Annotated in this window: 27 protein-coding genes and 1 other RNA gene; 22 read left to right on the top strand and 6 right to left on the bottom strand. The window is 34.2% G+C overall.

Annotated features, from left to right (window positions below; translation table 11 throughout):
* Positions 1-18: 18 nt before the first annotated feature.
* The 4 genes from phnE (AMD00_RS16695) to AMD00_RS16680 all read right to left on the bottom strand — a co-directional run bounded on the left by phnE (AMD00_RS16695) (position 19) and on the right by AMD00_RS16680 (position 3,398).
* Positions 19-822: a phosphonate ABC transporter, permease protein PhnE gene (gene phnE / locus AMD00_RS16695; protein ID WP_407701128.1), complete on the bottom strand. Its 804-nt coding sequence runs from the start codon at positions 820-822 to the stop codon at positions 19-21.
* Positions 816-1,577 (bottom strand): phosphonate ABC transporter, permease protein PhnE, encoded by a 762-nt coding sequence (gene phnE / locus AMD00_RS16690; RefSeq protein ID WP_053418335.1) that lies wholly within the window; start codon positions 1,575-1,577, stop codon positions 816-818. Before phnE (AMD00_RS16690) ends, phnE (AMD00_RS16695) begins: the two co-directional genes overlap by 7 nt.
* A 10-nt stretch (positions 1,578-1,587) precedes the next feature.
* Positions 1,588-2,373: a phosphonate ABC transporter ATP-binding protein gene (phnC, locus tag AMD00_RS16685; protein WP_053418117.1), complete on the bottom strand. Its 786-nt coding sequence runs from the start codon at positions 2,371-2,373 to the stop codon at positions 1,588-1,590.
* A gap of 95 nt (positions 2,374-2,468) precedes the next feature.
* A complete protein-coding gene (locus AMD00_RS16680) occupies positions 2,469-3,398 on the bottom strand; it encodes a phosphate/phosphite/phosphonate ABC transporter substrate-binding protein (protein WP_053418116.1) in 930 nt (309 codons plus the stop codon).
* Between the two features lie 183 nt (positions 3,399-3,581).
* On the opposite strand from AMD00_RS16680, the gene AMD00_RS16675 reads away from it, so the two are divergent.
* From AMD00_RS16675 to AMD00_RS16650, 5 genes are all read left to right on the top strand, one after another.
* Positions 3,582-5,150, top strand: a complete 1,569-nt coding sequence (locus tag AMD00_RS16675; protein ID WP_053418115.1) for a bifunctional metallophosphatase/5'-nucleotidase — start codon at positions 3,582-3,584, stop codon at positions 5,148-5,150.
* Between the two features lie 216 nt (positions 5,151-5,366).
* Complete coding sequence (locus tag AMD00_RS16670; RefSeq protein ID WP_053418114.1) at positions 5,367-5,828, top strand: MarR family winged helix-turn-helix transcriptional regulator; 462 nt, start codon at positions 5,367-5,369, stop codon at positions 5,826-5,828.
* A gap of 261 nt (positions 5,829-6,089) precedes the next feature.
* Complete coding sequence (locus AMD00_RS16665) at positions 6,090-6,998, top strand: methyl-accepting chemotaxis protein (protein WP_053418113.1); 909 nt, start codon at positions 6,090-6,092, stop codon at positions 6,996-6,998.
* Between the two features lie 127 nt (positions 6,999-7,125).
* On the top strand, positions 7,126-7,326 hold the full coding sequence (locus AMD00_RS16660) for a cold-shock protein (protein WP_053418112.1): 201 nt from the start codon (positions 7,126-7,128) through the stop codon (positions 7,324-7,326).
* A 1,016-nt stretch (positions 7,327-8,342) separates the two neighbouring features.
* Positions 8,343-8,564 carry a DUF5342 family protein gene (locus AMD00_RS16650; protein ID WP_053418110.1) on the top strand — a complete coding sequence of 74 codons (222 nt, stop codon included), beginning with the start codon at positions 8,343-8,345 and terminating at the stop codon, positions 8,562-8,564.
* 549 nt (positions 8,565-9,113) lie between these two features.
* Here the strand turns inward: AMD00_RS16650 and ssrS are convergent.
* Positions 9,114-9,309: non-coding RNA, 6S RNA (ssrS, locus tag AMD00_RS22940), on the bottom strand.
* Between the two features lie 115 nt (positions 9,310-9,424).
* Between ssrS and AMD00_RS16645 the strand changes: the two genes are divergently transcribed.
* From AMD00_RS16645 to AMD00_RS16595, 11 genes are all read left to right on the top strand, one after another.
* Positions 9,425-10,303 (top strand): LysR family transcriptional regulator, encoded by an 879-nt coding sequence (locus AMD00_RS16645; protein WP_053418109.1) that lies wholly within the window; start codon positions 9,425-9,427, stop codon positions 10,301-10,303.
* Positions 10,304-10,473: 170 nt separating this feature from the next.
* Positions 10,474-11,802 (top strand): LLM class flavin-dependent oxidoreductase, encoded by a 1,329-nt coding sequence (locus AMD00_RS16640; RefSeq protein WP_053418108.1) that lies wholly within the window; start codon positions 10,474-10,476, stop codon positions 11,800-11,802.
* Between the two features lie 75 nt (positions 11,803-11,877).
* On the top strand, positions 11,878-12,630 hold the full coding sequence (locus tag AMD00_RS16635; RefSeq protein WP_053418107.1) for an amino acid ABC transporter ATP-binding protein: 753 nt from the start codon (positions 11,878-11,880) through the stop codon (positions 12,628-12,630).
* Between the two features lie 24 nt (positions 12,631-12,654).
* Entirely contained in the window at positions 12,655-13,671 is a 1,017-nt protein-coding gene (locus tag AMD00_RS16630; RefSeq protein WP_053418106.1) for an LLM class flavin-dependent oxidoreductase, read from the top strand.
* A gap of 39 nt (positions 13,672-13,710) precedes the next feature.
* Positions 13,711-13,980, top strand: a complete 270-nt coding sequence (locus AMD00_RS16625; RefSeq protein ID WP_053418105.1) for a glutaredoxin family protein — start codon at positions 13,711-13,713, stop codon at positions 13,978-13,980.
* A gap of 57 nt (positions 13,981-14,037) precedes the next feature.
* Positions 14,038-14,847, top strand: a complete 810-nt coding sequence (locus AMD00_RS16620) for a transporter substrate-binding domain-containing protein (RefSeq protein WP_053418104.1) — start codon at positions 14,038-14,040, stop codon at positions 14,845-14,847.
* Positions 14,848-14,873: 26 nt separating this feature from the next.
* Positions 14,874-15,578 carry an amino acid ABC transporter permease gene (locus tag AMD00_RS16615; protein WP_053418103.1) on the top strand — a complete coding sequence of 235 codons (705 nt, stop codon included), beginning with the start codon at positions 14,874-14,876 and terminating at the stop codon, positions 15,576-15,578.
* 18 nt (positions 15,579-15,596) lie between these two features.
* Positions 15,597-16,304, top strand: coding sequence for an amino acid ABC transporter permease (locus AMD00_RS16610; protein WP_053418102.1), 708 nt, complete (start codon positions 15,597-15,599; stop codon positions 16,302-16,304).
* A 23-nt stretch (positions 16,305-16,327) separates the two neighbouring features.
* Positions 16,328-16,846, top strand: coding sequence for a GNAT family N-acetyltransferase (locus AMD00_RS16605; protein WP_053418101.1), 519 nt, complete (start codon positions 16,328-16,330; stop codon positions 16,844-16,846).
* Positions 16,847-16,862: 16 nt separating this feature from the next.
* Positions 16,863-17,462 carry a nitroreductase family protein gene (locus tag AMD00_RS16600; RefSeq protein WP_053418100.1) on the top strand — a complete coding sequence of 200 codons (600 nt, stop codon included), beginning with the start codon at positions 16,863-16,865 and terminating at the stop codon, positions 17,460-17,462.
* Positions 17,463-17,574: 112 nt separating this feature from the next.
* Entirely contained in the window at positions 17,575-18,075 is a 501-nt protein-coding gene (locus tag AMD00_RS16595; RefSeq protein ID WP_053418099.1) for a flavin reductase family protein, read from the top strand.
* Between the two features lie 97 nt (positions 18,076-18,172).
* Here AMD00_RS16595 and AMD00_RS16590 read toward each other — a convergent pair whose 3' ends face one another.
* Complete coding sequence (locus AMD00_RS16590; protein WP_053418098.1) at positions 18,173-18,802, bottom strand: YfbR-like 5'-deoxynucleotidase; 630 nt, start codon at positions 18,800-18,802, stop codon at positions 18,173-18,175.
* Between the two features lie 321 nt (positions 18,803-19,123).
* Here AMD00_RS16590 and AMD00_RS16585 point away from each other — a divergent pair, with 321 nt between their 5' ends.
* From AMD00_RS16585 to mprF, 6 genes are all read left to right on the top strand, one after another.
* Entirely contained in the window at positions 19,124-19,561 is a 438-nt protein-coding gene (locus tag AMD00_RS16585; RefSeq protein WP_053418097.1) for a hypothetical protein, read from the top strand.
* Positions 19,562-19,958: 397 nt separating this feature from the next.
* Entirely contained in the window at positions 19,959-20,438 is a 480-nt protein-coding gene (locus tag AMD00_RS16580; RefSeq protein WP_053418096.1) for a PaaI family thioesterase, read from the top strand.
* Between the two features lie 138 nt (positions 20,439-20,576).
* Entirely contained in the window at positions 20,577-20,948 is a 372-nt protein-coding gene (locus tag AMD00_RS16575; RefSeq protein ID WP_053418095.1) for a helix-turn-helix domain-containing protein, read from the top strand.
* A gap of 556 nt (positions 20,949-21,504) precedes the next feature.
* On the top strand, positions 21,505-22,275 hold the full coding sequence (locus AMD00_RS16570) for a LysM peptidoglycan-binding and 3D domain-containing protein (RefSeq protein WP_053418094.1): 771 nt from the start codon (positions 21,505-21,507) through the stop codon (positions 22,273-22,275).
* A 149-nt stretch (positions 22,276-22,424) separates the two neighbouring features.
* Positions 22,425-22,979 (top strand): superoxide dismutase family protein, encoded by a 555-nt coding sequence (locus tag AMD00_RS16565; protein WP_053418093.1) that lies wholly within the window; start codon positions 22,425-22,427, stop codon positions 22,977-22,979.
* A 104-nt stretch (positions 22,980-23,083) separates the two neighbouring features.
* Positions 23,084-25,663: a bifunctional lysylphosphatidylglycerol flippase/synthetase MprF gene (gene mprF, locus AMD00_RS16560; RefSeq protein ID WP_053418092.1), complete on the top strand. Its 2,580-nt coding sequence runs from the start codon at positions 23,084-23,086 to the stop codon at positions 25,661-25,663.
* Positions 25,664-25,708: the final 45 nt, after the last annotated feature.

Genomic DNA, 25,708 nt, shown 5'->3' with positions numbered 1-25,708 from the left:
TGATTTTGAAAGAAGAGTTTAAACGATTCTTTTTCGAATCGAGCTAGAAATCATATCAATAATCGTGACCATCACAATAATGCCTAATAAAATAATACCAACTCTACTCCAGTTCCGTGATTGAATAGCGAATATTAACGGTGTTCCAATACCTCCTGCTCCAATAATACCTAACACACTGGCAGAGCGAAGGTTAATCTCAAAACGATACAATGTATAAGATATAAAGCCAGGAATGACTTGTGGTACAACGGCAAACCATAACATTTGGATTGGATTTGCTCCAGTAGCCTTTAATGCTTCAGTTGGTCCAAGGTCTATGTTTTCAATTTCTTCAGCAAATAATTTACCAAGCATCCCAATAGAGTGAAGCCCTAAAGCAAGTACACCTGCAAAAGAACCTGGTCCTACAACTTTGATGAATATTAATGCCATGACCAGCTCAGGAAATGTTCGGACGAAACTCAACATGAATTTTCCAGATTGAGTCAGTATTACGCCTTTGGATAAATTATTTGCAGCCCAAAATGCAAATGGGACACATAAGAATGCAGAGACGAAAGTTCCTAAAATCGCTATCGCTAATGTATCAAGTAACCCGCGTAGTAAATCTTCACCTTCAGGTAAATAAACATAATCCCAATCTGGAGAAAAAAGACCATTAATAATAGCTTTCGAAATTTGTCCAGCTGTTTCTTTAAATCCTTCTAAGGGAACGCCAGATAATGCCCACACATATATCAAGAACAACACAATATAGATTGACCAGAGTTTCCATCTCGAACGTTTTGGTTTTATAGGATAAGCGGCATTCTTCATAATAATTTCTCCCGTAGCTTCATACTTACGTAATCGATTGCCAAAACAACAAGTAATGTACAAATGATAATGGTACTTACTTTATCGTATTCTAAGAAACCGAGCGTTTTATCATAGTATTCTCCAATACCACCTGCACCTACTAGTCCTAAAATGGCTGCTGCTCTTACATTAATCTCAAGAGCATATAGTACAAAGGAAATGTAGTAGGGAGTTACTTGTGGTACTACTGAATAGGCAATCCACTGTATCTTATTCGCTCCAACAGCTGTCATGGCTTCTAGTGGACCGGGATCTATGCCTTCCGTAGCTTCATAAGTAAGTTTTGCAATAATGCCCATCGAGAAAATTCCTAGAGCAAATATTCCTGGTAATGGACCTAATCCAAGAATTGCGACAAAAATTGCTGCGAGTAAAAGTTCTGGGATGGTCCGGATAAGATTCAAGATGAAACGTATAGGATAATAGAGTGCTTTGTTTTTGAATACATTACTTGCTGAAAGCAGAGCGAATGGAATAGCTAGAATTGCCCCAATTGTAGTTCCTAATAAAGCCATGCGAATGGTATCTAGCATTGGTGGTACTACATTATCAAAATAAGCCCAATTCGGTGGTACCATTTGTATTAATAAATCAAACATATTCGAAAAACCATTAATGAAATCCAAAAGAGACGACTCAGTTTGCCATAAACTCCATGCAAATAGCAGTATTAGGAATAGAGCAGTCCATACATGTTTTTTCCTTCGCATACTCATACTTGAAAGTTCAGTGTGAGATGGGTAAGTTAACGCTTTCCTCATTATTCTTCACCTCAAACGGTTGGCCATAAATTTCTTTAAAGCGTTCATCTGTTGCCTGTTCTACAGGACCATCGAAAACTACACGCCCTTCTTGTAGCCCTATAATTCGTGTAGCATATTGTCTTGCTAATTCGATTGAATGTAAATTAACTACTAAAGTGATACCAAGCTCAACATTAATAGTTTTTAAATCTTCTAAAACTTGTACCGTAGTTAATGGATCTAATGAAGCGACAGGTTCGTCCGCTAGAATAATTTTTGCTTCTTGGGCTAGCGCGCGTGCAATAGAGACACGTTGTTGCTGACCTCCGGATAATTGGTCGGATCTTGAATACGCCTTATCGATAATATTGACCCGTTCTAGTGCACGCATTGCTAACTTTTTATCTTCTGGTGGGAATAGACCTAATAGGGTGCGCATTGTAGAATGATAACCGACACGCCCCGCGAGTACATTTCGGATGACAGTAGATCGTTTTACTAAATTGAAACTTTGAAAAATCATTCCTATATCCCGGCGAATTTTAAGGAGTTGTTTACCTTTTGCTTTTGTTATGGAAGTATTGTCTATGATAATCTCACCTGAAGTAATCTCGTGCAGGCGATTGATAGAACGAAGAAAAGTGGACTTACCAGCGCCGGATAAACCAACGATTACGACAAATTCACCCTTTTTAATCGTTAAATTAATATTATCAAGTCCGACAACGCCATTTGGATAAATTTTAGATACTTGTTTAAATTCAATCACGTAATTTCCACAACCTCCTTTATTCAATATCAATTGAATGATGAATAAGGGGGTATATTAAGTGGCTAAATACCATTAATACACCCCTATAATAATTACTCTGTTTTTACTTTCTCTGCATATTCACGAACAATATCAAACTTACTATCATCAGATTTTACATAACCTTCATGTGTGTAGATTTCTTTAATAATTTCATGACCTTTAGGATCTTTACCGATATTGATAAATGCATCGGTAATTTTTTCTGACCATTTTTCATTCATATCTGAACGAACAGCAATCGTATCATTTGGTATCATCTCAGTAAATTCGATTACTTTCGTATCCTTGAAAACAGTTGGATAATCTTTCATAACAGTATTACGTGCATCTTGGAATACAACGGCTGCATCTACATCCCCATTAAGAACAGAAATAATGCCTTGATCATGCCCTTTAACTGTAACGCCTGTAACATCTTTTAGTGGATCAATCCCATTTGCTAATAATGTTGCAGCTGGCCATACGTAACCAGCAGAAGAAGTAACATCTTGGAAGGCAATTTTTTTGCCTTTCAAATCTTTCACATTATTAATTTTAGAATCTGCTTTTACAACGAAAAGAGACTTATAGCCATCGACTAATTGGTCTGTTGGTTGACCTGTTGCATCATCAACTCCGTAACGTTGTGATTGTAAAATGACTTCTGCTGCTCCTTTTTCTTTTGCTAAAACATAAGCACTAGGAGGCAAAAATCCAACATCAACCTTTTTAGAGTCCATTGCTTCAATAATCGTGTTGTAGTTTGTTGAAACACTTACTTTAACTGGAATACCAAGTTCGTCACTTAGCAATTTTTCTAAAGGTTTTGCTTTTGCTTCAAGTGTATCTGCTGTTTGAGAAGGTACAAATTGAACCGATAATTCTTTTGGTACATAGCCGTCCTCTTTACTAGCACTATTTTCATCATCCTCGCTACACCCAACTAAAAGCCCTGTAATTATCGCTAACATAGCGGTAACTATACCTAATTTCTTAAACATAAAATGAAAACCTCCTAATGTAAGTTTATTGAATTAAATTACATTTGAAATATAACATTCTAATGTTAACTATATGTCAATATGATGTAAATATTACCAAAAGAAGACAGGGTAGTTTACAAGTTTTGTTAATATAAGAAGAGATGTAAAAATAGTAATGAAGATTTTTGGAGGAGGGCCCTTATGAAAGAAACAAAGATTCACCTGCTGATAACAAGTGATATTCACGGATATGTATACCCAACATTGTATCGAGATAAAACAGAAGCACCTATGGGATTAGCAAAAATAGCGACCATTATTCAACAAAGAAGAAGGATAGGACAAGTGTTATTGATAGATAATGGAGATTTAATACAAGGTAGTCCGCTAACATATTTCCATTCCAAATTTCACTCGGAAATGGATAATCCAATCATTCAAGTAGCAAATTATTTAAGCTATGATGCTGCTATTTTTGGCAATCACGAATTTAACTTTGGATTAAAAACATTATCAAATGTTGTTGAGAAATCTCAATTTCCGTGGTTAGGCGCGAATATTGTTCATCAAGATAGTGGAAATCCATATTTCGGGAAGCCATATATTATTAAAGAGATAGAAGGTATTAGACTCGCGATTCTCGGGGTTACGACACACTTTGTACCGTTATGGGAAGAGGCAGCTCATATAGAAGGTTTACGATTTGAAGATGCTTTGCAATCAACTGAATATTGGTGCAATCACATACATCAAGAAGAAAATGTAGATGTGTTAATCGTTGCGTATCATGGCGGATTCGAGCGCCATTTAGAAACAGGGGAATTTACAGAACAAGATACTGGGGAAAATCAAGGTTATGCTATTTGTGAAAAGATACCAAGCATTGACGTGCTTATTACAGGCCATCAACATCGCTTACTAGCTGATAAATTGAATGGAGTTTCTATCATACAACCAGGAACACAAGGACAGGCACTTGGAGAAATTATTCTTTCCATTTCTCACGATCTAAGCGGGAAGGTAGTAAGGGTAGAGCATGAATCAAAGCTCATTACAATTGATGAAAGTGTTCCAGCAAATGTGGCCACACTCGAGGCTATTGCGACAATTCAAGAGGAAACGGAGCAATGGCTGGATCAAAAAATTGGTGAGATTCAAGGGGATATGCAAATTGTTGATGCTTTTCAAACACGTTTGGCAGACCATCCTTATGTAGAGTTTATAAATAAACTTCAAATGAAAGTTACAGGAGCAATGATTTCGAATACAGCATTATTTAATAACGAGGCAAACGGATTTAGCAATTCTGTCACAATGCGTGATATTGTTTCAAATTATATTTATCCAAATACATTAAAAGTACTGCAATTGACAGGGCAAGATATAAAAGATGCACTAGAGCAATGTGGGACTTATTTTAGTGAGAATAATGGAGAACTCATTGTAAATCCAATGTTTGCTGAACCTAAAGCTCAGCATTTTAACTACGATATGTGGGAGGGAATTGAATACGAATTGAAGATTTCCAATCCTATTGGTGCACGAGTTACAAAACTTTTATACGAAGATTCACCAATAGATATGGATAGACAATTTACAGTGGTGATGAATAGCTATCGTGCAAGCGGGGCAGGTAATTTTGAAATGTTCAAAGGGAGACCTATTTTAAAAGAAATTCAAACAGATATGACCGAACTTATTGCAAATGAGTTACTAGAAATGAAGGAGATTACAGCGACATGTAATAATAATTGGCGGGTAGTTTTGTAACGTATATTCTCTATTTAATATATTTATAATTTAACAAACGCATGTATATTTACATGCGTTTTATTATTCCTTTTATTTCTTATTTATCTGCAGTTTCATAAAGAAAAATACTCATTATAGAAGTAGGAAATATATTTTAACTAAAAATTTACATTTATCGAAATGTAAAATAAAATAAATATATCGTATACGATATATTTTAATGGAGAGAGTAATGTGAATAAATCATTTAAATTAGACAATCAGCTTTGTTTTGAAGTTTATAAGGCAGCAAATCAATTTGCAAAATTATATCGCCGAATTTTAGAACCTTTTGATTTAACATATCCACAATATTTGGTGCTTTTAGCTCTTTGGGAGAAGGATCAATTATTGGTGAAACAGCTTAGTGAAAAGGTGTGTTTAGGCATAGGCACACTAAATCCCATAATAAATAAGTTGGTTGATAAAGGGTGGGTAACAAAGAAAGTTTCTACTCAAGATAAGCGAGCTATCATTGTGTCGCTTACAGAAAAAGCGCAGCTACAAGAAACTTTAATTACCAAAGAGATTCTCAATAAAGTATCGGAATGTGAAACATTAATAGTGCAAGACGGAGCATTGAAATCACGGTTAAATGAATTAAACGAGTTATTAACACAACTAAATGAAATGGAGGGGAAAGATGAGTATTTATGATATTGAAGTGAGATAGGCTGATAGGCACTATAGTTTTGAAGAGGAAATTCTAAAACGTTTATAGAATATAATATTTACACAATTGGACTATTTAGTAGGATACAGAATCATTACATAATTTTAGATATATAACAGCACTGTCATATTGGAACGAGAATAAAAATTAATTCAAACAAATTAGATACATTTTTATAGAAAAATTTAAGAGAAATACGTTGAGTAATAATGAAATGAATATTCAAATAAGAGGGGTTGGTTAATATGAATGTGTTAGAAAACCAGGTGACAGACGAGCTTGTAGTGAAAGCCATTGAAAAAAATTTAGCTATTATACGATTTGATTTAAATAGAAAAGTAGCATACGTAAATAATCTTTTTGCTCAAACTTTAGGGTATAGTGTGGAAGAAATGTACGGGAAGAATCATAAAGAATTTTGCTTGCCATCCTTCGTAAATAGTGTGTCCTATGACCGATTTTGGAGAAGTTTACTATCAGGGAAGAGCTTTCAAGATAAAATTGAACGAATGGATGCAACGGGAAATCGAATATGGCTAGAAGCCACCTATATGCCTATCTATGCTGAAAATAGTAATAAAATAGTAGGCGTTTCGAAAATAGCTACTAATATAACAGAGCGCCAGAATATGATTATGGAAGTAGCCGACGATTTAAAAGGCATGTCCAAACAGCTACATAATCGTTCCGAAGCCGGAATAATGAGAAGTCAAGAATTGCGTGAGACGATTAATCGTATTGCAAGAGAATCAGAGGAAAATACAGTTAATTTAGTAAGTTTACAAAGTCAAGCTGATTCTATTAAAGGGATCGTGAAAACCATTCGTGAAATTGCTTCCCAAACAAATTTATTAGCATTGAATGCGGCAATTGAAGCTGCTAGGGCAGGAGAGCATGGTCGAGGTTTTGATGTTGTTGCAAAGGAAGTAAGAAAACTGTCTGAAAAGGTAGCCCATTCAATTTCCGAAGTGAGAGATAATGTTGAAGGAATTACTTTGGAAATTGAAAAAGTAACAGGAAGTATAAACCGAGTATCCCAAAGCGTGGAGCAGACGCATGGCCAAATCAATGTAGCAATTCAAGACTTTGCAGAAATATCAACTTCTGCTGAAGCATTGGATGAAAAGGCGCAGAATTTTACGGAAGTTATTTGAAGATAAAGAAAAATGTTTATGAATGTATACACCGTAGACAAATATGATTTTTTGCTTTATAATGAATCTGCATTTTTTCTCTTGAAGAAAAATGATAATATTGAATACAATTAATGGAGGTCATTTAATGACACAAGGTACAGTAAAATGGTTTAATGCAGAAAAAGGTTTTGGTTTTATCGAAGTAGAAGGCGGAAACGATGTATTCGCTCACTTCTCAGCTATCCAAGGTGATGGTTTCAAATCACTTGAAGAAGGTCAAAAAGTTGAATTCTCAATAGAAGAAGGCCAACGTGGACCACAAGCTACAAACATCGTAAAACTTTAATTTTTAATGATGCAACCATAAAAAAAGAGGTATCCTTTCATTAGGATGCCTCTTTTTTATAAAAATTTTAGGCTGTTTTTTAAAAGATGGTTCTATTCAATTAACGGCGTAGCTTGAGTGAAGAAAAGTATTTATGGTTGGCTATCTCTTCGTTGAATTTGTTTAACAACTCTTAAAGTAGTTCCTAAAAAATATCTTCTTCTCTCGCATCTAGTTTTTTGCCAAATAACTGCATCATGCCATACCTCATTGTTCCAAAGTGCTAAATATCCCAGAGAATACGCATGTTCTCGGAAGTTACATCTACTTTACTAATTAAGGTGTTAACCACTCGTTTCTGGTCTTCATACCGCATTTTCGATACCAACTCCACAGATAAGACTTCTTTGAATCGATTTAGAGTTTTATGCCTATCTTATCTTTAAGTTTGAATTCTATAGCTTGTTTGTCTTTTTGCAACGCTTCAACTTTCGCTTTCATGTCCTCAATCGAAATCATGTCATTCATATACAAGTCGCTCAATTTTTCAATTTTCTTAGAGATTGATTGATGTTACTTTTCGAGTGCTGCGAGTGAGTTGCCAGAAGTACTCGAAGAATTAATTCTCGGAGAATAATAACCAAAAAGACGTCAACCAATTACTGGGCGACGTCAATTTTTTTGTTTCATTTAGAAGAATACATATAAGACAAAAATCAAACACCATATTGGCGCAAGCCAACGCAGCAATTCTCGTTATATTTACTTGCGTCATATTCCTACACAGTCGAATTGGTACGGCAAACTGTCTATTTACGCCTAACATTCATTTCACCACCTTAGAAAAGTTCATATTTTATAAGTTACAACCCCGAAAGATACACTTTGTTGTTTTATTCTCATGAAACTCTAATCTTTTTCACCTTACTTTCTAATTTTGGATTGTTAGTATAAAGCCATAAGCAAAACGAAAACAAAACATAATCAAAGCCGTTCAAGGAATATTAAAAATCCAACTAAAGAAGGAGATTTTCATTATGTTACAAAATTTTGAGGTAATTAAACCGTTGTGTGAAGGTCAAGTTAACGAACGTTTTCAATTTAAAATAAACATTGAGGGGAACGACTATCGAGGGATCTTTCATGATAGGGAAGTTCAATGGTTTCACCCACAACCACATAGTAAAATTGAAAAAGATGAGTTTAACTTCGTGGAAGCTAAAGTTCACAATTTGATGATTTACGGTTTACTACATTAACAATTGGATGTTTTGCGACAGGCAATTAATGACATCATACTAACTATACTAGGTGCATTTGGCTTCACAACTAATACTATATGAATTATAAAGAATAATGCCCACCAGATATTATAGGTGGGCATTATATGTTGTTTAATATTTATATTCATATGTAATTAATGATTTCACTTTTTCTTCTTTATTAGTTAGCTAACCAATCCATAATTACTGGGTGATAGAATAAAATGCGTCCTCGAACCCTTTTACAATTAAAAGATAAAGTTTAAACGTTTGTCCTTAGAGCGTTATAAAATAATAAATTTTATCATTGTTTCTTTTCCTTTATATTGTATTCTGCATTTTAGAAACTTCGCTAATCTAGGGATGCTTTGACTTTTTGGAACACTTTTCAAGTGATGGGAATTCATCAATAATGGGGTTATATTCTCCTTTCGTATATTACATAAAAGTAATTTAAAAATTTGCACCATCGGAGAAATATGCACAAAAAAGCACCTACCAAAAGGTAAGTGCTTAAACGTTAAAAAACGTTGATATAATGCAATTTAATAAGCCGCGTATGCCGTAATTTTTTAATATTGAAAGTTTTAAACCACCACTCCTCAAAGTGGGTGTTCGCAGAGGGTTTCATGTTTGTCCGCATTAACAATGGAATGCGGCATGCCAGTCCGTCCTCAATTAAAACTCCCTTTTACAGCTTAAAGGTTAAAACTTAATATGATTACGAACAATGCAGCTTGTATTCATATAATACTGCAAAATTGCTGCGACTGCAAGAACGATGATTGCATAGTATTTACTTTCTTTTTCAAGTACACTAAAGACTGAAAAATGGAATAATAAAGGGAGGTAAATAGATGAATATTGATCATTTAGAAGCCTTTATGTATGTCGTGCATTTGCAGAGCTTTCATAAAGCATCGAAGGCGTTATTCTTATCACAGCCTACAGTTACAGCGCGAATTAAAACATTGGAACGTGAATTGAATACGGAGTTATTTGAAAGGCAAGGAAGAGGAGTAATACTAACTCAGCAAGGGAAGGATTTTATTCCATATGCTCAGCAAATCATTCAAACATTTAATGATGGAAAACAGCAAATGAAACATCGAGAGAATCAGCATGAAATTGTAATTGGGGCAAATATAATAACTTCTCAATACTTTATTCCATTTGCTTTGCCTTTTTGGAAAACGCAAAATCCTGAGTTGCGGTTTAAATTTGTATCAGCTACAAATGATGTGCTATTAGAAAAGTTGTTGAATAAGCAAATTGATATGGCTTTTATGAAACAGTTAACAAGTGAAGGTATTCAACAAGATAGTATACTTGATAATTCCGTGAGATTAATTGTTAGTCCTGGACATTCTTTATTAGGTAAGCAAATGATTGACGCAAAAGTACTTGCAGAGGAACCAATGGTGTTTTTTGAGTGTGGAGCCTTTGATTGGAATTTGATTTATAAATTGTTTGAGGTAGAGAAGGTAGAACCTCGTATTGAATTTAAAGTAGATCATTTAGAAGTAGCAAAATCACTCATAAAAAATAAACACTGCATTGGATTCTTACCTTATTTAAGTGTGAAGGATGAGCTTGCAAGAGGTGAACTAGTAGAAATAGATACTTCTCATTTGTTGTTGATAAAGCAACATGTCTATTTAACATATTTTCAAAGTGAAGCGGTGGAACTACTTCGTAAAGATATAAATCGCTCTATAAATGCATTTCTACAATGAAAAATAGATTGATAGAAATTTTTAATCAATTATTAATTTTTCCTATCATTATTACTCTTGTCAGCCCTATAAGAAAAATGTTAGTATTATCCACAATTAGAAAACGTATAATTCTTATAAGTTAACTTGTAATTAAAAATTATACGGAATTGAAAATGGGAGGTATTAGTATGGCTGGAAAGCGACAAATCAAATTCGGTGCGATTATTCATGGTGTTGGTGGTAATATTTCAGGGTGGCGTCATCCAAAAGTGTTAACAAATTCAAGTGTAAATTTAAATTTTTATACGCAACAGGCACAAAAGGCAGAGGAAGGAAAATTTGATTTAGTATTTATAGCAGATGGTCTATTCATAAATGAGAAATCAATTCCACATTTCTTGAATCGTTTTGAGCCGATAACTATTTTGTCAGCGTTAGCTGCGCTTACTTCAAAAATAGGTCTTGTTGGAACAGTCTCTACTTCTTATAGCGAACCTTTTACAATTGCACGTCAATTTGCCTCACTTGATCATATTAGTAATGGTCGTGCAGGTTGGAATGTCGTAACAACCCCATTAGAAAATACAGCATTAAATTACAATAAAACTGTGGATGAACATCCTGATCATGCAAAACGTTATCGAATTGCGGAAGAGTATTTAGAGGTTGCAACAGGTCTTTGGGATTCTTGGGATGATGATGCATTTGTTGGGGATAAAGAAAATGACCAATTTTTTGACCCGTCTAAGTTACACCAACTTAATCATCAAGGAGAATTCTTCTCTGTGCAAGGACCGCTGAATATTGGTCGCACAAAGCAAGGGCAGCCAGTTATTTTCCAAGCAGGTTCTTCAGAAGCAGGAAAACGCTTAGCAGCTAAAGATGCCGATGCCATTTTCACAATGGCTAAAACTTTGCAGGAAGCACAAGGGTTTTACCAGGATGTTAAAGAACAAGTTAAAACTTTTGGTCGCAATCCTGATGAAGTTGTTATTTTGCCAGGAATATCTCCAATTATTGGTGATACTGAAGAGGAAGCAGAAAGAAAATATGAAGAATTAGCAAATTTAGTGTCTATTGAACGAGCGCTAGCATACTTGGGGCGCTACTTTGATCATCACGACTTTTCTCAATATCCACTAGATGAAGCATTCCCTGATTTAGGAGATATAGGAGCAAATAGCTTCCGTAGTCATACAGATCGTATAAAAAGAGAAGCAATTGAGCAGAAATTAACATTACGTCAAATTGCGTTACGAGAAGCAACACCACGTACACAATTTATCGGTACACCTGACAAAATTGCAGATTTAGTACAGCTATGGTTTGAGGAGCGTGGAGCAGATGGTTTTATTATAGCAGCTACATTGCCAGACGCATTGGATAATTTTGTTGATAAAGTTGTACCAATTTTACAACAGCGTGGTATTTATCGAGAGGACTATGAAGCTGATACTTTAAGAGGGAATTTAGGATTGCCATTCAAACAAAGCCGCTATATAAAGCAAACAGTTTAAATTTATAGATTAAAACCTAGTTATTCAATTTGAATAGTAATGATTTCTAAAAAAAGTATTGAGAGGAGGTATTAGATGATTGATATTAAAGAGTTACGTAAAAGTTTTGGACATAATGAAGTGCTAAAAGGAATTAATATCAAGGTTGATAAGGGCGAGATTATTTCAATTTTAGGACCAAGTGGATCTGGAAAGACAACACTTTTAAGGTGTCTAAATTATTTAGAAAGTCCAGATGGAGGCACTGTAACAATCGGTGATATTTCTATTAATTCCGGTAAGGTAAATAAAAAGGAAATTATAAGTTTGCGAAAAAAATCTGCAATGGTTTTTCAAAGCTATAACTTATTTCAGCATAAAACAGCACTGCAAAATGTAATGGAAGGTTTGCTTGTTGTACAAAAAAGAAATGCAAAGGAATCGAAAGAAATTGCATTAGAAGTGTTACAAAAAGTAGGGCTAAAAAATAAAATAGATTCCTATCCTAGTCAATTATCAGGAGGGCAGCAACAACGTGTAGGGATTGCTAGGGCACTTGCTTTAAATCCCGATGTTATTTTATTTGATGAGCCTACATCGGCCTTAGACCCAGAATTAGTCGGAGAGGTATTAGAAGTAATCGCTAAAATTGCTAAAGAAGGAAAAACGATGATTATCGTAACTCATGAAATGAACTTTGCTAGAGAAATATCTGACAGAATTATTTTTATGGATAACGGTGTTGTAGTAGAAGAAGGGACACCAAAAAATATATTCGTTGAACAGAAAGAAGAACGTACAAGACAATTCTTAAAAAGGATGACTCCTGAGTTGGATTATTCTATTTAAGGAGAAAAGAGGAGAGTTAAAACGATGGCGTATAAAATTGGAATTCTTGATCAAAGTCCAGTCATTGAAGGATCTTCTAATCATGATGTTTTACAACAGTCAGTAAAATTAGCACAGCTTGCAGAAGAGTGGGGATATGAGCGATTTTGGGTATCGGAACATCATAATTCAGTTGATGTTGCAGGTTCATCCCCTGAAGTATTGGTATCTTACTTATTAGCTAAAACAAAAAGAATTAGAATTGGTTCTGGAGGTGTGATGCTTCAACATTATAGTCCTTATAAAGTAGCGGAAAACTTTCATGTGTTGTCTACTCTAGAACCGGGGCGTGTAGACTTAGGGATTGGCAAAGCACCAGGTGGGTTACCATTATCTACGAAAGCTCTACAATATGGAACAGTTAATAATGGTGAAGATTTTGATGAACGTTTAATATTCTTACAGCAATTAATAGATAACAAAGTTCCCGAAACGCACCCTTTAGCAGGAATTCAGGCTACTCCCATACCACCTAGTAAACAGGAATTATATTTGTTAGGTGCTAGTCCAAACAGTGCAAAATTAGCCAGGGAATTAGGAATAACATTTGTATTTGCACGCTTTATCAATAGTGATGATAGCATTATTGCTGAGGCATCGAAAGTGTATAAAGAAAATAATAAGAATGGAAAGTTCATCGTAGCTGTAGCAACAATTGCAGCACCAACTTCACAAGAAGCAATAATTTTAGCTGAGAACCAAAAGATTGTAAAAGTACATTTAGCAAGTGGACGTAGTTTGACTTTAAATTCGCATGAAGCGGCGGACAAATTCGGCCAAGAGTCCGGTGAGGATTATGAGGTGAAGGAATATGCCGCGAATATAATTGCTGGTACAGCTACTGAAGTGAAGAGTACGCTAGACCAACTGCATCAGTTATACAGTATAGATGAGTTTATTTTACATACACCTATACCTAAAAGTGAAGAGCGTTTAAAGTCTTTTGAATTATTAAGTCCAAAATCTTTAGCAACAATGGTACGCAAAGAAGTATCAATATAATAGCTATTAAAAAAATATTATATTCCGGGGGTAGATAGCATGTCAGAAAATATATCTATTATAATTTGGTCAAAAGAAGGCTGTAGCTATTGTGATGATGTAAAAAAATATTTAGTTGAGAAAGAGTTAGCTTATAAAACAGTGGATGTCACTAATAATGATCATTTAAGAGATATTTTAGATGTAAAATACGGTGTACGTCACGTACCTGTTGTAGAAATTGGTCAAGGAAATGTATATCGTGGAGTAACGGAAGTAGGAATAGAGCATTTGCAAGAAGCATTAGATGAAGTATTAGTTTTGGATTAAAACCAAGTAAACAAATAAACATTTAGACATTTAGTTATTTAGGTGGGAGGGAAAATAATGAAGAAACTATGGTTTTGGGGTCTTTTATTTGTAATTGCTTTATTGAGTGCTTGCTCATCAGAGGCAGAGTCAGTGGATGATAAAGAAGGAAGTTCAACAAAGGTTCAGAAAATCATTGTTGGTACGGGAACTCAATTTCCAAATATTTGTTTTATAAATGATGAAGGAAAGTTGACGGGGTACGATATCGAGATTGTAAAAGCGATAGATGAAAAGCTACCGGAATATGAATTCGAATTTAAGACGATGGAGTTTTCAAATTTGTTATTAAGTTTAGAAACTAAAAAAATTGACCTTATTGCGCATCAAATGGAAGTGAATAAAGAAAGAGAAGAAAAGTTTTTATTTAATAAAGAACCGTATAATGTTTTTCCGTTAAAGGTGACCATTCATCAAGGCAATAAGGATATTAAATCGATTAATGATTTAGCAGGGAAAAAAATTAGTGTTACTCCAACTAGTAATTCAGCCGTTTTCATTGAAGAATACAATAAAAAACATAATTTAGGAGCGACGATTAATTACGGAACTAACACAACTGATATTATCAATCAACTTAAAACAAATCGTATAGATGCTATTATTTCAACACCATTTGCAGCTAAATTTTATAATGAGCAAGCAGATGCAGAGCAAGAGGTAGTTGGGGAAACATTACTAAATTCTAAAGTGTATTTCTTACTCAATAAGGATGAAACAACACTTTCAAATAGAGTGGATGAGGCACTTAGAGAGTTAAAGAAGGAGGGAGTTGTTAGCAAATTGAGCGAGAAATGGCTAGGAGCAGATTATTCTGTTGAGTTTTAAATAATAGTTTGGAAGGAAGCGAGTGGATGGGGAAAGTATTTGATCCGGCATTAATTATTGAATTTATTCCTACATTAACAAAATACTTGGGTATTACTCTAGAAATTTTAATTTATTCTACAATACTTGGAATTTTAATTGGTATAGTTGCGGCTATACCAAAGTTGTTTCATATTCCAATATTAAAGCAAATGATTACTTTATATATATCATTTATTAGAGGTACACCTATACTTATTCAGTTATTCCTTGTCTACTATGGGCTACCTGCAGTTTTGATGTTATGGAATATAGATATTACAAGAATGGATGCACTCTACTTCGTTATTATTACTTATTCACTTAGTAATGGAGCAATTTTTGCAGAGATATTTCGTAGTGCCATCTCAGCTATCAATTATGGTCAAACGGAAGCTGCATATTCAATTGGAATGACTCGTTTTCAAAATTTCTACAGAATAATATTTCCACAAGCAATTAGAATCGCATTTCCTAATATCTCAAATTCTATAATCGGTTCATTAAAAGATACTTCTTTAGCTTTCACAATTGGTGTAATGGACATGATGGGAAGGGGCGAGACATTAATTGCTTCAACAGCACATGCTTTAGAAGTGTATATTTCGTTAGCAATCGTTTACTACATTGTTGTAGTAATTTTAGAGAAAGTATTTAAAATTTCCGAGAGATATTTAAATCGTTATCAACCAAATGGAACAGCTACAATCTGAGAAAGGGTGCAAAGTAGTATGACAATTGACTTTCTTTTTATCTGGATTGCTTTCAAGGAACTATTAAAAGCTGCCCCGTTAACTCTAATACTCACATTTATACCAATTATTTTTGGGTTTCTTATCGGAGTCTCTGTTGCAATGATTAGAGCATATAATTTGAAATTGTTAAGCCCAATAGCTAATGCTTATGTTTCTTTTTTTAGGGGCACTCCTGCAATTATGCATATTATGTTAATTTATTTTGGGATACCGTTACTGCTAGATATATTAATTAAATATTTACATTTACCTATTCAATCTAACTCTATTCCTATTGTCTTGTTTGTCATAACCGCTTTATCTTTAACAGCGGGGTCCTACTTATCTGAGATTATTCGATCAGGGATATCTAGTGTATCACAGGGGCAAATAGAGGCAGCGTATGCAATAGGGATGAATACATTTCAAGTACTGGAAAGAATTATTTTACCTCAAGCATTAGCTCAGTCTATACCTAATTTTACAAACCTAATAATCGGCTTTTTACATACCACATCAATTGCTTTTCTAGTATCTCAAAAGGAAATTACAGGTGCTGCAAATATAATCGCTTCCAAAAATCTAAAGTTTTTGGAAGCTTTCATAGCAGCCGGTTTTTTATACTGGATTATTACAGCAATTATAGAATGGGTATCTTATGCCGTAGAGAAAAAGGCGAAATCCTATACAAATAGTGCAATTTAAATGTACCTAGAAAGGGGTCAGGTATGATGGGGAGTATTATCGCGATAGATGTCTTGTTAGAACAAGAAAAGGATGCAACACGTGAAGTTTTAGTGAAAAGCTATGAACAATATAAAGATAGTTATGAAAATGAGGAAGTTTGGAATACGTATATTGGGGAGATTAGAACTTCATTAGACAATCCTAATTTGGACCGCGTTTTAGTAGCGAAAAGCAACGATTCTATTCTGGGAACATTACAAATTTTTTCTTCATCAAAGGAGGCATATGGTTTGCCTGAGTTAGAAATCCATACTCCTATTGTACGTTTGTTGGCAGTACACCCTTCTGCTAGAGGGAAAGGCGTGGCTAAAGAACTGTTAAAAGTAAGTATAGAGTATGCTAAACAAAAAGGAGCAGAGTCTCTTTATTTGCATACTACAGATAAAATGTCAGATGCAATTAGATTGTATGAATGGCTTGGTTTTCAAAGAGATCAAACCAAAGAGTTTTATAAATTTGATACATTAGTGAAATGTTACAGATTTGATATAACAGAGTAGGAGGGAGACTCTTAAAATGTCAGGTGATTTTTATTCAGCGATAGAAGAAAGACGATCCTTTTATAGTATTACAGATGAATTTGTTATTTCTGACGAACGTATTGAGGAGGTTGTCCAATTAGCTGTAGCAAACACTCCAACAGCTTTTAATTCTCAAACAGGTCGACTCGTTGTCCTACTTGGAAATAGTAATAAAGATTTTTGGCAAGTTATATTTGAATCTATAAAAGAAGGATTAGCGGAAGAACACATAGAAAAAAACAAGAGAAAGTTTAATGCATTTGCAAGTGGCTATGGGACAGTATTGTTTTTTGAGGATTATGAAGTAGTTGCATCAATGCAGAATAAGTTCCCATTATTTCATGAACAATTTACTGAATGGTCGCATCAAGCGTCAGGAATATTGCAATACTTAGTATGGACTTCATTGGAGTACGAAGGATTTGGCGCTAGTTTGCAGCACTATACTCCAACGTTTTCATCTGCAATCTGCAAGCAGTGGGGAATTCAAAAAGGATGGAAACTGATTGCGCAATTACCATTTGGAAAGCCAACTGTTGCGCCAAAGGAGAAAGAAATACAATCGCTCGATCAAAGAGTTGTTATTGTAAAATAACTTATAATTAAAGAAATTCTACGTCATACTCTTGACCGAACCCTTTAGTTAAAAATAAACATATGATAGAGATATCATAATAAAAAGGAATTGAAAAATAGGAGTGAATAATATGTCAGAGCAACAGCAAGCGTTTAAAAAAGCTTTAGGTAACTACCCAACAGGAGTTACAGTGGTGACAACATTCAATGAAAACCATGAACCTCTTGGATTAACGGTCAATTCATTTGCATCGGTTTCTCTAGATCCTTTACTCATTTTATGGTCAATCGATAAAAAATCAAAATCATATAATGAATTTATGAAAACGAAAAAATTTGCCGTTAATATTTTAGCAAGCGAACAACAAGAACTGTGTAACCTATTTTCGAGTAAAATTGAAGATCGTTTCAGTCAATGTAAGTGGCAAGAGTCTGAACAAAGATTACCTATTTTGAATGATACATTATCGGTGCTAGAGTGTGAAACAATCCAGCAAATTGATGCAGGTGATCATACTATTTTAATCGGGCATGTCTTCAATATTGAAAATACTGAGAAAGAGCCATTGCTTTATCATCGACGTAATGTTGGGCCAATTCCTGAAGAGTTTTATAAAATAGAAGCAAAGTAAAGGGCAAACTGTGAATTCCTAAGGCGTCTTGGGATTTGCAGTTTTTTTATGAAATTAGGTAAAATAAAAAAGCTCTTCGCCTTTTTATTTCCAAGGCTTAGGCTTTATTGATAATTTCATGGGTTAATGAGTAAATATCGATTTGCGTTTCTTCTGCGATAACGTCTGCTAACATAACTTCTTTGAAGTATGCGACACTCGTTGGCAGTGGGATACGTAACAACTTTTCTAAAGCAGTTTGATACATATATACAAATTCTAAATCAGTATTCCCTCGTTTTAGCTCTGCAAATGCTTCGTAGAATTGGTCGAGTTTGTCTGCGAATTCGAGTAAACGGCCTTCTGTAGTGGCATCTTTACCTTCTTTCATACGGTCAAAGAAGATGCCTTGGAATTCTTCTGGAATTTCTGAGACGATGAATTTTTCCATCATTTTCTCTTCGACATGTGCCAGCATTTGTTTTAACTCGGGCGATGCATGTTTAACTGGTGTCTTGATATCACCAATGAAAACTTCTGCGAAATCATGGTTAATCGTTTTTTCATATAATGATTTCCAGTCAATCGTTGTGCCATTCATTTCCTCTAAGGTGCCGAAGAACATGGCGTATTGTGATACTTTCCAAGAGTGAGCTGCTACATTATGCTCTTCGAATTTGAAGCGTCCGGGACAGCGAATAATTCGCTCTAAGTCGTTTAAGCTTGTAAAAAATTTGTGAATACCTATAAAAATCCTCTCCTCTATCTTAAGTATATTCTAAAGTGCAACCTTTTATGTGATGGTTTCACCTATATCTGCATTGTACTACAGAAATTTAAAAAACCTGTCCAATTTACGATTTTTTAATAAGTAATTTACATTAGGTTAACACTAATTTAAGTGTATATGATTAAACCATGAAAATGCTACTTTTTTGCTTATGACTGTGGAATAAAACAACATAGTTTTTTGTTCATAATTCAGACATTGCACTCTATTACCTTTTCAATTATCGTGAATATAGAAGGAATATCAAAAAAATAAATACCACTTAAAGGGTTCGATCAAATGATATATTCGATAATCGTTTTTATACATGTAATAAGTGCCATTTTGTCGATTGGACCATTCTTTGTATTGCTACCGATGCTAAAGAAAATGCGTACAACGGAAAATCACCATGCATTAGAGGCGTATGTGGGGACATTTTCGACTGCCATTCGTATTGTGAAGCATGCGGGCCATGTTCTCGTCACTACTGGATTGCTTGCTATGTGGCTCGGTGGTTGGAACTTAATGACGTCATGGATTGTCATGACTTTTGCTGTAATGATTAGCTCAATTGTCTTTTTGGCAAGTGCTTTTAAACCAACGATTCGTACATTTAATACACCTGAATTCGATCAGCAGCAGTTTATCAATAAGTTAGTGAAATCTGTTTGGATTTATATTGTGTTGCTGTCAATTATGCTATGGTTTATGGTTGCAAAGCCGACATTATGGTAATAAAAATACGAAAGCTATCTATTCATCAAATTTGATGAGTAGATAGCTTTTTATTTTTTAGAATTTACGTTTAAACGTATTATTATAATAGAAGGAAATTATGAGATATGACAATGTTATTTATTTTAGTTTTATAAATTGATTGCTAACATAATTATTATTTGTATTATATTTGTAACAGTATATTAGGTTAAAAAAGCCATTTCATCGAGTAGCTGAAATGGCTTTTTTTGCGTTTAGATCTAAGCGGATTCACTAAGTAATCTAATTGTTATTCTAATAAACATAAAAATTTTCTCTTTAAAGCAGAAAAGTTGTTAAAAAGAAAAGGTTTAAGAAGGAGGGTGTCGAATTGTATAGTAGTTGGATTATTTTGCAATAAGGGGGATGAATGTGCATGAATAAGGTAGAAAAAATAGCTATTCAGGATGAATATCCGGATGAGTTTGCTTGGTGCTACGGTTGTGGAAGACTGAATACTGAAGGTCATCATATTCGCACGGTTTGGGAAGGTGAAGAAACCGTTACTTATTATGAATCAGGAGATAAATTCACTGCTATACCAGGATTCGTATATGGTGGCTTTATAGCTTCACTTGTTGATTGTCATGGTACGGGATCAGCAGCATTGGCACTCCATAGAAAAAATGGTCATGAGCCAGGTGATAGTGTGGAGCCGCCAAGATTCGTTACCGCGTCATTACATGTGGATTACTTGAAACCTACGCCACAAGGGGTACAGCTAAAAGCTGTTGGCAAAGTAGAAGAAATTCACCCAAAGAAATTCAAAGTTCACGTGAAATTATATGCTGGGGATGAGCATGTAGTTAATGGAGAAGTAGTAGCGGCTTTTATGCCAGCTAGTTTTGTTAAATAACAATTTTATATAGTTAAAAAATATTAGTTATCAAAGTTAGTTTTCAGCGCTAAATTTAAATAGTGTAAATATGAAAGCTTAATAATAGAAGTAACTTAAAGACCCACAAATGAAAATACATTAAAAGGAGTGAGAAAAATGTTTGACGCGCAAGCTTTTGGAATGAAGTTGAAGGAGTTACGAGAGTTAAATGATTATTCAATGTTGTCATTAGGAAGAAAAATTGGCACGTCCGCAAGCCGTATTAAAAGTTGGGAGATGGGAGAGAGTGTCCCATCAGCAAGCTGGATTGTAAAGTTAAGTGGAGTGCTACAAGTTTCGGCAGATGAATTACTATTGAATGTAATGGACGAATCAGCTGAGCAAAAAGAAGATAAAGACAAATTTAAAAAACGTAAAGTATTACTAAGAGATATTCATTTACTATTGCCTGAACTTAACAAACAGGACTTATTAGAACTTTATACTTTGGCCGAATTAAAGGCGATGCAAAAAGAAGTTATTTCTTAAATAATAAAATGTTTGTAATTATTCATGGTCAGATTAAATATACTCAACACCTTCCTAAATGATAAAGGAAGGTGTTTTTTTGTTAAGAAAATATCTGTTTTATAATGAATTTTTGTTTTATAAGTAAATATTGATTGAATATTTTACTGGAAAATAAAATGAAAAACATTCTTTTACTGTATATTTTACCTAAAAATAGGTATAAACTTTTGTAATATTTGACCGATAAAACCTCTATTTTAACCCTCAAATTTAGCGAAATAACATCTTTTTTTCAAGAAAACAAAAAAAATTAGACAATTTCTTAGTGTTTTTTTGTGTATAAAGTGCTTCAGAAATAAGTAATTGGAGGTATATTCCAATGTCCGTTTTAATAGTTATGACAACGATTTAGAACACTTTGAAAAAATTTTTTTACAGAAAAATGTATAAAATGACAGAATATTGATAACTATTGTAACAGGATTGATACCCCCCCTACATCATTTAGAAATATTCATGACATGTGGGGATGTTAGAGTTATCCGTGTTAGTGAAAAGGAGGTCGTTTTTAACGATGAGAAAACAATTGATTGCACTAGCGGCAGGTTTTTTGATATTAGGATCTGCAACAATGACAGCGCAAGCTGCATCTGTTAGTTATACTGTTGAAAAAGGTGATACACTTTGGGCTATTGCACAGGCCAATGACATTTCAGTCGAAGACTTGCAAGCATCTAATCTGCTAGATACTTCTTTAATCTTCCCAGAACAACAACTAGAATTAGAATCTAAATCTGATAAAAAATCAGATGACACATATACTATTAAAAAAGGTGATACACTTACAAAAATCGCCGATGAAAAGGAGGTTACTATAGCAGATTTGATGGATTGGAATAATTTATCAAGCGATTTAATCTTTGCAGGAGATACACTCGCATTATCGGCTAAGGCAACTTCAAATATTACAAAAGTTCAACAAACACAAGCACCACAAGCAAAACAAGCCCAATCAACATCTACACAAACAACAACATCAGCACCTCAACAAGGCGGCAAAACGATGACTGTACGTGCTACAGCATATACAGCCTATTGTACAGGGTGTTCAGGTATCACAGCTACTGGTTATGATTTACGTGCAAATCCAGGAGCAAAAGTTATTGCAGTCGACCCTTCTGTTATCCCATTAGGCTCAAGAGTATGGGTAGAAGGTTATGGGGAGGCAATCGCTTCTGATACGGGTGGAGCTATTAAAGGGAACCGTATTGATGTATTTATCCCAGATAATAACAAAGTTTATCAATGGGGCGTACGTAATGTCACAATCAAAGTATTAAACTAATATGCAATATAAAATGTTCCTCTCATGTCGAAAATATTTCGTTGTGAGGGGATTTTTTTTTATCGCTTTTTTAAAAGAGAGTGATTTAGCATTTCTCATACATAATTTTCAACATTTTAGCCATCCTTTTATAAAAGGAGTGGTGCTCAATGAGAGTAAAAAAATCACAATGGATGTTACTAAGTATGACATTATTGCTTGGTGCTTGTTCGTCTAATAAAGAAGCTTATAAGGAAGTAACAGCAATTCCAGCTGAATCTGCACATGCAATGTTTATTAATAGTGAAGGTAAATCTATTGGTGAAGCAGTTTTAACTGAAACAGAAGAAGGTGTTAACATCGGACTTGCTTTACAAGGGTTAGAACCTGGCGAAAGGGCGATTCATATTCATGCAGTCGGAAAATGTGAAGCACCTACATTCGAGTCGGCCGGTATGCACTTTAATCCAACAGAAAAGCAACATGGATATTTAAATCCGAAGGGATACCATTTAGGTGATTTGCCAAATTTACAAATAGATAAAGATGGTACAGTTGATTTGGAATTTTCAACTAAAGCATTTACTTTAAAACAAGGAGATAGTCGTTCTATTCTAGATGGAGATGGTAGTGCTTTTGTTATACATGAATCTTCAGACGATTATAAAACAGATCCATCAGGGAATTCTGGTAAGCGAATAGCGTGCGGAGTTATTAAAAAATAGTCGATTTGTGAAAAAATTAAGAATTTAAGCAACGAATTCAGCATTTTTCGCGTCACAACTGTATAGTAGTAGTATAAGAAGTTGACGTAAATGGGTGGTTGCGAATGAAACTAAACAGATCGACAATTTTTCAATGGCTGAAAATCATTGTTCCGGTATTATTAATGATTTTTGCTATCCATGAAATAGGTAAGATACTTGGGAATGTTAATGGGCAAGAAATTGTTCGAGAGCTAGAGAATTTAGATGTTCGTACTTTAGTATTAATGGCAGCTGTCCCTTTAGTACTTGTATTTCCAATGTTTTTTTATGACTATTTTATTGTGAAAAAATTAAAGCTTAAAAGACCTTTAAGACGGTTGATGAAAGAATCATTAATTATTAACTCTTTCTCTAATTTAATTGGTTTTGGCGGCTTAATTGGTGTGTTGTTACGAACACATTATTTTAAGAAAAAAGAAGTAGATAGTGGTGCATTTTTCAAAACAATTGCTTCAGTAACTTTATTTTATTTAGCTGGGCTTTCATTATTTGCATGGGTGTTACCAATCTTCTATTGGGATTTCCCATTATTTAATGAACGGAAAATTTTAGTTATCGCTGTATCAATTATTGGTTTATATGTGCCATTTTTAATTATCAAAGCTATTGTACAATTAGCTAAAAAAACAACAACACTCCGCCATGTATTAGGTGATGTGGGATTACTAGGTGTGTCAGTCTTAGAATGGTTAGGTGCATTTGCATTTATATACTTAATCAGTTATATGCTAGAAGTACCAATTGGATTTGAAAATTTGCTGCCAATTTTCATTGTTGCTTCATGTGCTGGTATTGTAAGTATGATTCCTGGTGGTCTCGGATCTTTTGATTTAGTGTTCATCTGGGGAACTCAAAGCTTAAATGTTCCTGAAGAGTCTGTATTATTAATGCTGTTATTTTACCGCGTTGGTTATTATATTATTCCTTTTTTTGCGGGGCTTGCTTTGTTCCTTCGAGAGCTATGGGGTAAATTAAATGCAGGTTTTAATAGTGTTCCGAATATTATTTTAGAACGCGCTAGTCATATCACCGCTACGGTTCTTGTGTTTTTATCAGGGCTCTTACTGTTGCTATCTTCCGCTGCTCCTGGAGCCATTGAAAGAATTAAGTATGCAAAAGATGTATTATCTTTGCCAATAGTCAATGTTTCTCATCAGGTAGCTGTAGCGACAGGATTTATATTGCTAGCGTTATCGAATGGTATTTCATACAAGGATCGACGTTCATACAAAATAACATTATTTGTATTATTGTTTGCTGCAGCATTATTTATTTTAAAAGGTATTCAATATGAACAGGCACTATTTATGATTTTTGTAGCTGGGCTATTATTTGTATCTAGAGACCGTTTCTATCGTGAAAGTTATATTGTTACGTGGGGTCGTTCAATTATAAATGTATCTATTATTTTGATTATTACAGCATTGTATGTTGGTATTGGTATTTGGGCGAAGCCATCTGCAAGATATCCAATTCCAGAAAGCATGAGACCATACTTTATTACGGATTCGAGCGATCTATTTCGGAGCGCTTTTATCGCGTTAATTGTTGTAACCATTGTTGTATTAATAGAAGTTTGGGTAAGGAAAGTGACACAATTTAAGAAAATATCTTCATTCCAGCATGAGAAAGAGATATTTTTACATCTCAATAAATATGGTGGTAAAGAGCTATCACACCTCATTTTTTTGCATGATAAATATATTTTTTGGAATAAGAAAAAAACTGTTTTATTCCCTTATCAGGAAAGTGCCGATAAGCTAGTTGTTCTTGGAGACTTGGTTGGAGAAAAGGCAGATTTTGCGGAAGCAATTGAGGAGTTTGTTGCGCATGCTGATTATTACGGTTATACGCCAGTCTTTTATGAAGTAAGCGATCAGTTTGTACCTTATCTACATGGTTATGGCTACAATTTCTTTAAATTAGGAGAAGAGGGCTATATAGATATAGAGAAACTTGTATATTCAAACGATGATGCAAAGTCCGTTAGTAAGTTAACAAATAGTTTAGAGCAGGAAGGTTATTCTTTTGAAATTATACAACCGCCATTTCAAAAGGATCTGATGAAAGAATTGCGCACCTTATCAGATGAATGGCTAGATAATCGAAAAGAAAAAGGATTCTCACTTGGCTATTTCAATGAAGATTATTTGCAATTTGCTCCACTCGCTGTTGTGAAAAATGGTGAAAATCAAGTTGTGGCATTCTCAAATATCATTCCATTATATGATGAAGAGCAGACTATCTCGATTGACTTAATGCGTTCGAAAAAAACGGATCTTCCAACAGGTATAATAGATTATTTATTCCTTAATATCTTCATCTGGGCTAAGAGTGAGAATTTCAAACTTTTAAATGTTGGTATGACACCACTTTCACATATTGGTGTTTCCAAGTATGCTACATTAACAGAGAAAATTGCTGCAGAAATTATATTTAATGGGCAAGAATATTATAATTTCCAAGATGTACAACACTTTAAAGAGAAATTCGCAAATACATGGAAGCCTAAGTATTTGGCTTATAGAAAACGAGCTTATTTACCTTTTACAATGTTACAAATTATGATATTAATAGGTGACAATAAATACGCTACTATGAGAGAGCAAGTATCTGAAATTAAAAACTCTCGTAAACGATAAAATAACCATAAAACCTTAGAGTCATTTATACGATTCTAAGGTTTT

This window comes from Viridibacillus arvi (genome assembly GCF_001274945.1).
In the GTDB taxonomy this organism is placed as follows: Bacteria; Bacillota; Bacilli; order Bacillales_A; family Planococcaceae; genus Viridibacillus; species Viridibacillus arvi.
This window is presented reverse-complemented; position numbering and strand designations above follow the sequence as displayed.